The organism is Pseudomonas sp. GW458-11-26-14-LB4, assembly GCF_059423925.1.
In genome coordinates, this window is the sequence record NZ_JBWKYU010000004.1 from 309,014 (window position 1) to 315,520 (window position 6,507).

Annotated in this window: 6 protein-coding genes; all 6 read left to right on the top strand. The window is 56.7% G+C overall.

From position 1 onward, the window contains the following. Positions 1-389: 389 nt before the first annotated feature. The 6 genes from AC07XZ_RS08180 to msrQ all read left to right on the top strand — a co-directional run bounded on the left by AC07XZ_RS08180 (position 390) and on the right by msrQ (position 6,378). Positions 390-2,114: an acetolactate synthase 3 large subunit gene (locus tag AC07XZ_RS08180; protein WP_085608788.1), complete on the top strand. Its 1,725-nt coding sequence runs from the start codon at positions 390-392 to the stop codon at positions 2,112-2,114. A gap of 2 nt (positions 2,115-2,116) precedes the next feature. Continuing rightward, positions 2,117-2,608, top strand: a complete 492-nt coding sequence (gene ilvN, locus AC07XZ_RS08185; RefSeq protein WP_003176102.1) for an acetolactate synthase small subunit — start codon at positions 2,117-2,119, stop codon at positions 2,606-2,608. 48 nt (positions 2,609-2,656) lie between these two features. Further along, positions 2,657-3,673: a ketol-acid reductoisomerase gene (gene ilvC, locus AC07XZ_RS08190; protein WP_007959661.1), complete on the top strand. Its 1,017-nt coding sequence runs from the start codon at positions 2,657-2,659 to the stop codon at positions 3,671-3,673. 148 nt (positions 3,674-3,821) lie between these two features. Beyond that, the gene (pssA, locus tag AC07XZ_RS08195; RefSeq protein WP_039771608.1) at positions 3,822-4,679 is read left to right on the top strand and encodes a CDP-diacylglycerol--serine O-phosphatidyltransferase; all 858 of its coding nucleotides are present in this window, start codon (positions 3,822-3,824) and stop codon (positions 4,677-4,679) included. A gap of 62 nt (positions 4,680-4,741) precedes the next feature. Then, a complete protein-coding gene (gene msrP, locus AC07XZ_RS08200; RefSeq protein ID WP_102686289.1) occupies positions 4,742-5,755 on the top strand; it encodes a protein-methionine-sulfoxide reductase catalytic subunit MsrP in 1,014 nt (337 codons plus the stop codon). Beyond that, on the top strand, positions 5,755-6,378 hold the full coding sequence (msrQ, locus tag AC07XZ_RS08205; RefSeq protein WP_007959665.1) for a protein-methionine-sulfoxide reductase heme-binding subunit MsrQ: 624 nt from the start codon (positions 5,755-5,757) through the stop codon (positions 6,376-6,378). The genes msrP and msrQ overlap by 1 nt, the downstream gene beginning before the upstream one ends. Positions 6,379-6,507 lie beyond the last annotated feature (129 nt).

The following is a 6,507-nucleotide window of genomic DNA, read 5'->3' on the forward strand; positions in this document are numbered from 1 at the left end:
GGCAAAACTGCGCAATTGAAGCTAACAGAGTAGCGGTTTCCAGGTTTTTTCTTGCGTTCTCATGTGCTTACCCACAATTAAGCACATAGACGGCTTGACTTGGAGAGGGCGAAACAGAAGAATCCAAAGTCCGCTGTACAGGGACTGCCAGAAGCAGACCCTCTCGGCAGATCATGAGGCGCATATCCGCGTCGACCTGTTACACCCGCAACGCGTTACCTCGCGCTGGGTGGGAAAGGCCCGCAACACTTGGGACGATCCCAATACTTGCTCAGTCAGTGCTGACGTAGTCGGCGACCACCGTCGCTCATGCTCTGCCGAGAAGTAAACCTATTAAGACCCGTTCGCTTTTTTGTGGACGGTATTCTGGCGTTTTAGAGGTGAACAACGTGGAGCTTTTATCTGGCGGTGAGATGCTCGTCCGCTTTTTGCGTGACGAAGGCGTCAAATATATCTACGGGTACCCGGGTGGTGCTCTCCTTCATGTTTACGATGCCCTGTTCAAAGAACCGGAAGTGACCCACATCCTGGTTCGTCACGAACAAGCGGCTACCCATATGGCTGACGGCTACGCCCGTGCCACCGGTAAAGCCGGCGTGGTATTGGTGACTTCCGGTCCAGGCGCCACAAACGCCATCACCGGTATCGCCACTGCCTATATGGACTCGATTCCAATGGTGATCATTTCCGGTCAGGTGCCAAGCACCATGGTCGGCACCGACGCGTTCCAGGAAACCGACATGATCGGTATCTCCCGGCCGATCGTGAAGCACAGCTTCATGATCAAGCACGCTTCGGAAATCCCGGAAGTCATGAAGAAGGCCTTCTACCTGGCGCAATCCGGTCGTCCGGGCCCGGTCGTGGTCGATATCCCGAAAGACATGACCAACCCGGCCGAGAAGTTCGAATACATCTTCCCGAAGAAAGCCAAACTGCGTTCCTACAGCCCGGCCGTTCGCGGTCACTCCGGGCAAATCCGCAAGGCGGCAGAAATGCTCCTGGCGGCCAAGCGTCCCGTGCTGTACTCCGGCGGTGGCGTAATCCTCGGCAACGGCTCCGCGCCGCTGACCGAGCTGGCGCAAATGCTCAACCTGCCGGTTACCAACACCTTGATGGGCCTGGGTGGCTACCCTGGCACTGACCGTCAGTTCATCGGCATGCTCGGCATGCACGGCAGCTACACCGCGAACCTGGCGATGCACCATGCCGACGTGATCCTGGCGGTCGGCGCGCGTTTCGACGATCGAGTGATCAACGGCGCGCCGAAGTTCTGCCCGAACGCCAAGATCATTCACATCGACATCGACCCGGCTTCGATTTCCAAGACCATCAAGGCCGACGTGCCAATCGTTGGTCCGGTGGAGAGCGTCCTGACCGAAATGGTCGCGATCCTCAAGGAAATCGGCGAAACCCCGAACAAGGAAGCCGTTGCCAGCTGGTGGAAGCAGGTTGATGAATGGCGCGGTGATCGCGGCCTGTTCCCTTACGACAAGGGCGACGGCAGCAAGATCAAGCCGCAGACCGTGATCGAAACCCTGTGCGAAGTGACCAAGGGCGACGCCTTTGTGACCTCCGACGTGGGCCAGCATCAGATGTTTGCTGCGCAGTACTACAAGTTCAACAAGCCGAACCGCTGGATCAACTCCGGTGGCCTGGGCACTATGGGCTTCGGTCTGCCGGCCGCGATGGGTATCGCGCTGAGCTTCCCTGACACCGATGTTGCGTGCGTCACCGGTGAAGGCAGTATCCAGATGAACATCCAGGAATTGTCGACCTGCCTGCAATACGGTTTGCCGGTCAAGATCGTCATCCTGAACAACGGTGTTCTGGGCATGGTTCGTCAGTGGCAGGACATGAGTTACGGCAGCCGTCACTCGCACTCCTACATGGAATCCTTGCCTGACTTCGTCAAGCTGGCTGAAGCCTATGGCCACGTCGGCGTGCGCATCACCGAATCGAAAGATTTGAAGTCGAAGATGGAAGAGGCGTTCGCCATGAAAGATCGCCTGGTGGTGATCGACATTTCGGTCGATACCAGCGAGCACGTCTATCCGATGCAGATCAAAGACGGCTCCATGCGCGATATGTGGCTGAGCAAGACGGAGCGTACCTAATCATGCGGCACATTATTTCCTTGCTTCTGGAAAACGAACCCGGTGCTTTGTCTCGCGTAGTCGGCCTGTTCTCGCAGCGCAACTACAACATCGAAAGCCTGACCGTGGCGCCAACCGAAGACCCGACCCTGTCGCGTCTGACGCTGACCACAGTCGGCCACGATGAAGTCATCGAGCAGATCACCAAAAACCTGAACAAGCTGATCGAAGTGGTCAAGCTGGTGGACCTGTCGGAAAGCGCTCACATCGAGCGCGAACTGATGCTGGTCAAGGTCAAGGCCACTGGCGCCCAGCGCGCCGAGATCAAACGCACCACCGATATTTACCGTGGACAGATCGTCGACGTCAGCGCCAGCGTGTATACCGTTCAACTGACCGGTACCAGCGACAAGCTCGACAGCTTCATTCAGTCCATCGGCACCGCATCGATTCTGGAGACCGTCCGCAGCGGCGTCACCGGTATTGCCCGCGGCGACAAAGTACTCAGCATCTAAACCAAATTAGCGAATGGCCTGAACGGCCTGGATATAAAGGGGAAATTCATGAAAGTTTTCTACGATAAAGACTGCGACCTGTCGATCATCCAGGGCAAGAAAGTTGCCATCATCGGTTACGGCTCCCAAGGCCACGCCCAGGCGTGCAACCTGAAAGATTCCGGTGTCGACGTTACCGTCGGTCTGCGTAAAGGTTCGGCCACCGTTGCCAAGGCTGAAGCCCACGGCCTGAAAGTGACCGACGTGGCTGCCGCTGTTGCCGGCGCCGACCTGGTCATGATCCTGACCCCGGACGAGTTCCAGTCCCAGCTGTACAAGAACGAAATCGAGCCGAACATCAAGAAAGGCGCCACCCTGGCCTTCTCCCACGGTTTCGCGATTCACTACAACCAGGTTGTTCCACGTGCCGACCTCGACGTGATCATGATCGCGCCGAAAGCACCGGGCCACACCGTACGTTCCGAGTTCGTGAAAGGCGGCGGTATCCCTGACCTGATCGCGATCTACCAGGACGCCTCGGGCAATGCCAAGAACGTTGCACTGTCCTACGCCGCCGGCGTGGGTGGCGGTCGTACCGGCATCATCGAAACCACCTTCAAGGACGAGACCGAAACCGATCTGTTCGGCGAACAAGCCGTTCTGTGCGGCGGTACCGTCGAGCTGGTAAAAGCCGGTTTCGAAACCCTGGTTGAAGCTGGCTACGCGCCGGAAATGGCCTACTTCGAGTGCCTGCACGAACTGAAACTGATCGTTGACCTCATGTACGAAGGCGGTATCGCCAACATGAACTACTCGATCTCCAACAACGCTGAGTACGGCGAGTACGTGACCGGTCCGGAAGTGATCAACGCCGAATCCCGTCAGGCCATGCGCAACGCCCTGAAACGTATTCAGGACGGCGAATACGCCAAAATGTTCATCAGCGAAGGCGCAACCGGCTACCCTTCGATGACCGCCAAGCGTCGTAACAACGCCGCTCACGGTATCGAAATCATCGGCGAGCAACTGCGCTCCATGATGCCGTGGATCGGTGCCAACAAGATCGTCGACAAAGCCAAAAACTAAGTCGTCGAACCTTGTATGAAAAAAACGCGGCCTCGGCCGCGTTTTTTCGTATGGGCGGGCGCTTCTGGTATAAAGCTGCATCGTTTGTGGCCGAACCGTCGTCCCAGACACCTGTCGAAAATGTCCAATCCGTTGCAAGGTACTGTCCATGAGCGAACGTCCCGAAGAGCCGAACCAGGCTTCCGACGCCGAAAGCCTGCTGCCCATCGATGAGCACATCGAAGAAGGGCATGACGCAGAAGGTCGTAAAGTCCGGCATCGTGGTATCTATCTTCTGCCGAATCTGTTCACCACTGCGAATCTGTTCGCGGGGTTTTATTCCATCATCAACTCGATGAGTGCCCAGGCTGCCTTGAGTGCCGGGGACGCGGCGAATGCGAGCAAGTATTTCGCCTTTGCCGCCATCGCGATTTTCGTCGCCATGGTGCTTGACGGCCTTGATGGTCGCGTGGCACGCATGACCAATACCCAAAGTGCGTTCGGTGCCGAGTACGACTCGTTGTCGGACATGGTTGCCTTCGGTGTCGCGCCGGCGCTTCTGGCTTTCGGCTGGGCACTGGGTGACATGGGCAAGGTCGGCTGGATGGTTGCCTTCATCTATGTGGCGGGTGCGGCGTTGCGTCTGGCGCGTTTCAACACTCAGGTGGGGACCGCCGACAAGCGCTACTTCATCGGTCTTGCCAGCCCGGCTGCTGCCGGCGTTGTTGCGGGGATTGTCTGGGCGTTCAGCGATTACGGGATCCAGGGTTCGAAGATGTCGTTCCTGGTCGCGCTGATGGTAGCGGCCGCCGGCATGCTGATGGTCAGTAACATCAAATACAACAGCTTCAAGGAGCTGGATCTGAAGGGGCGCGTGCCTTTCGTGGCGATTCTGGCGGTGGTGCTGGTGTTTGCCGTGGTGTTCAGCGATCCGCCTCGCATTCTGCTGCTGGTGTTCCTCGCTTATGCCGCGTCGGGCCCGGTGCAGTATCTGTTGCATCTTCGTCGTCACAAACACGCCGAGTGATGTAATTTCCCTCATACTCCGCAGTCTATGGTGCATCTGTCCTCCAAAGCTGCGGAGTTGCCATGCTGATCAAAGTCCCCAAAGCGTCCGACTGCCATGAGTCGGACGTCACGCCTGAATCCATTTATCTCTCTCGCCGACAATTGCTCGGAGCGACCGCGGCCGGTTTGGCCATGAGCACTTTGCCGCGCTGGGCCAGTGCTGAAGAGGCTGCCCGCTATGCCGATGTCGAAGCCGGAAAGGCGCCCGCCTGGTTTGCCGAGAAACTGCCTTCTGTCAAATGGGGAGCGGTGAACGTCAAGGATGAGGCAATCACACCTTTCAAAGACGCGACCCATTACAACAACTTCTATGAATTCGGTACCGACAAGGGCGACCCGGCGGCCAATGCCGGTTCGTTGAAACCCGAACCGTGGAGTGTTGTCGTGGACGGGGAGGTGGGTAAACCGGGGCGTTATGCTCTGGAAGACTTCATGAAGCCTTACCAGCTGGAAGAGCGTATTTATCGCCTGCGTTGTGTCGAGGCGTGGTCGATGGTGATTCCCTGGATCGGTTTTCCCATTTCGGCACTGTTGAAGCAGGTAGAACCTACTTCGAATGCCAAATACATTCGCTTCGAAACCTTACAGGATCCGAAGAGCATGCCCGGACAGCGTTCGGGATTTGCCCTGATCGACTGGCCCTATGTAGAAGGCTTGCGTCTGGATGAGGCGATGAATCCCTTGGCGATTCTGGCGGTGGGTATGTATGGCCGCGAATTGCCAAACCAGAACGGTGCGCCGTTGCGTCTGGTGGTGCCTTGGAAGTACGGATTCAAGAGCGTCAAATCCATCGTGCGGATCAGTCTGGTCAGCGAGCAGCCGAAGACGACGTGGCAGAGCATTGCGGCGGATGAGTACGGGTTCTATGCGAATGTGAACCCTACTGTCGACCACCCACGTTGGACTCAGGCGCGGGAGCGGCGATTGCCTAACAGTCTGTTCAAGCCGAATGTGCGTGATACGCAGATGTTCAACGGCTACTCGGATGAGGTCGCTTCTTTATATACAGGGCTGGATCTGCGGAAGAACTACTGATGCGATATCCGATCTGGCGTGTAGGCGTTTTCCTGGCTGCGGCGATCTGGCCGCTGTTGTGGTTCTATCAGGCTTTTGCGGATCTGCTTGGGCCAGATCCGGGGAAGGTTCTGGTTGATCGGCTGGGGCTTGGGACATTGGTATTGCTGTTGATCACCCTGAGTATGACCCCGCTGCAGAAACTTACGGGGTGGGCCGGGTGGATTGCTGTGCGCCGTCAGTTGGGGCTCTGGTGTTTTGCCTATGTGGTTCTGCATCTTTGCAGCTATATGGCGTTCATTCTCGGTTTCGACTGGTCGCAACTGGGTGTCGAGCTGCGCAAGCGTCCTTACATCATTGTGGGTGCTCTGGGTTTTCTGGGGTTGTTGGCATTGGCGATTACCTCCAACCGATACAGTCAGCGTCGTTTAGGTACCCGCTGGAAGAAATTGCACCGGCTGGTGTATGTGATTCTCGGGTTGGGATTGCTGCATATGTTGTGGATTGTCCGTGCTGATCTTAAGGAGTGGGCAATCTATGCCTTTATAGGTGTTTTCCTTTTGGCGTTGCGTATTCCTCCTTTGACCCGCCGGATCCCGCGTTTGATGGGTAAAAAGCAGGTTTTTCAGGAAAAGCGAAATTAAGGGTTGACGGCAGATTCTGAGTCTCTATAATTCGCCCCACTTCCGGCGCAGTCGAAACGGAAAACTCCTTGAGATTCAATGAGTTAAGTAGGTTTCGAAGGCGGGTCGCTTCAGTTCATCGAAGCCTGG

Excerpts from the sequence above, each read along its gene's own strand:
- ilvC (WP_007959661.1), top strand. The coding sequence starts at position 2,657 with ATGAAAGTTTTCTACGATAAAGACTGCGACCTGTCGATCATCCAGGGC.
- msrP (WP_102686289.1), top strand. The coding sequence starts at position 4,742 with ATGCTGATCAAAGTCCCCAAAGCGTCCGACTGCCATGAGTCGGACGTC.
- msrQ (WP_007959665.1), top strand. The coding sequence starts at position 5,755 with ATGCGATATCCGATCTGGCGTGTAGGCGTTTTCCTGGCTGCGGCGATC.
- pssA (WP_039771608.1), top strand. The coding sequence starts at position 3,822 with ATGAGCGAACGTCCCGAAGAGCCGAACCAGGCTTCCGACGCCGAAAGC.
- ilvN (WP_003176102.1), top strand. The coding sequence starts at position 2,117 with ATGCGGCACATTATTTCCTTGCTTCTGGAAAACGAACCCGGTGCTTTG.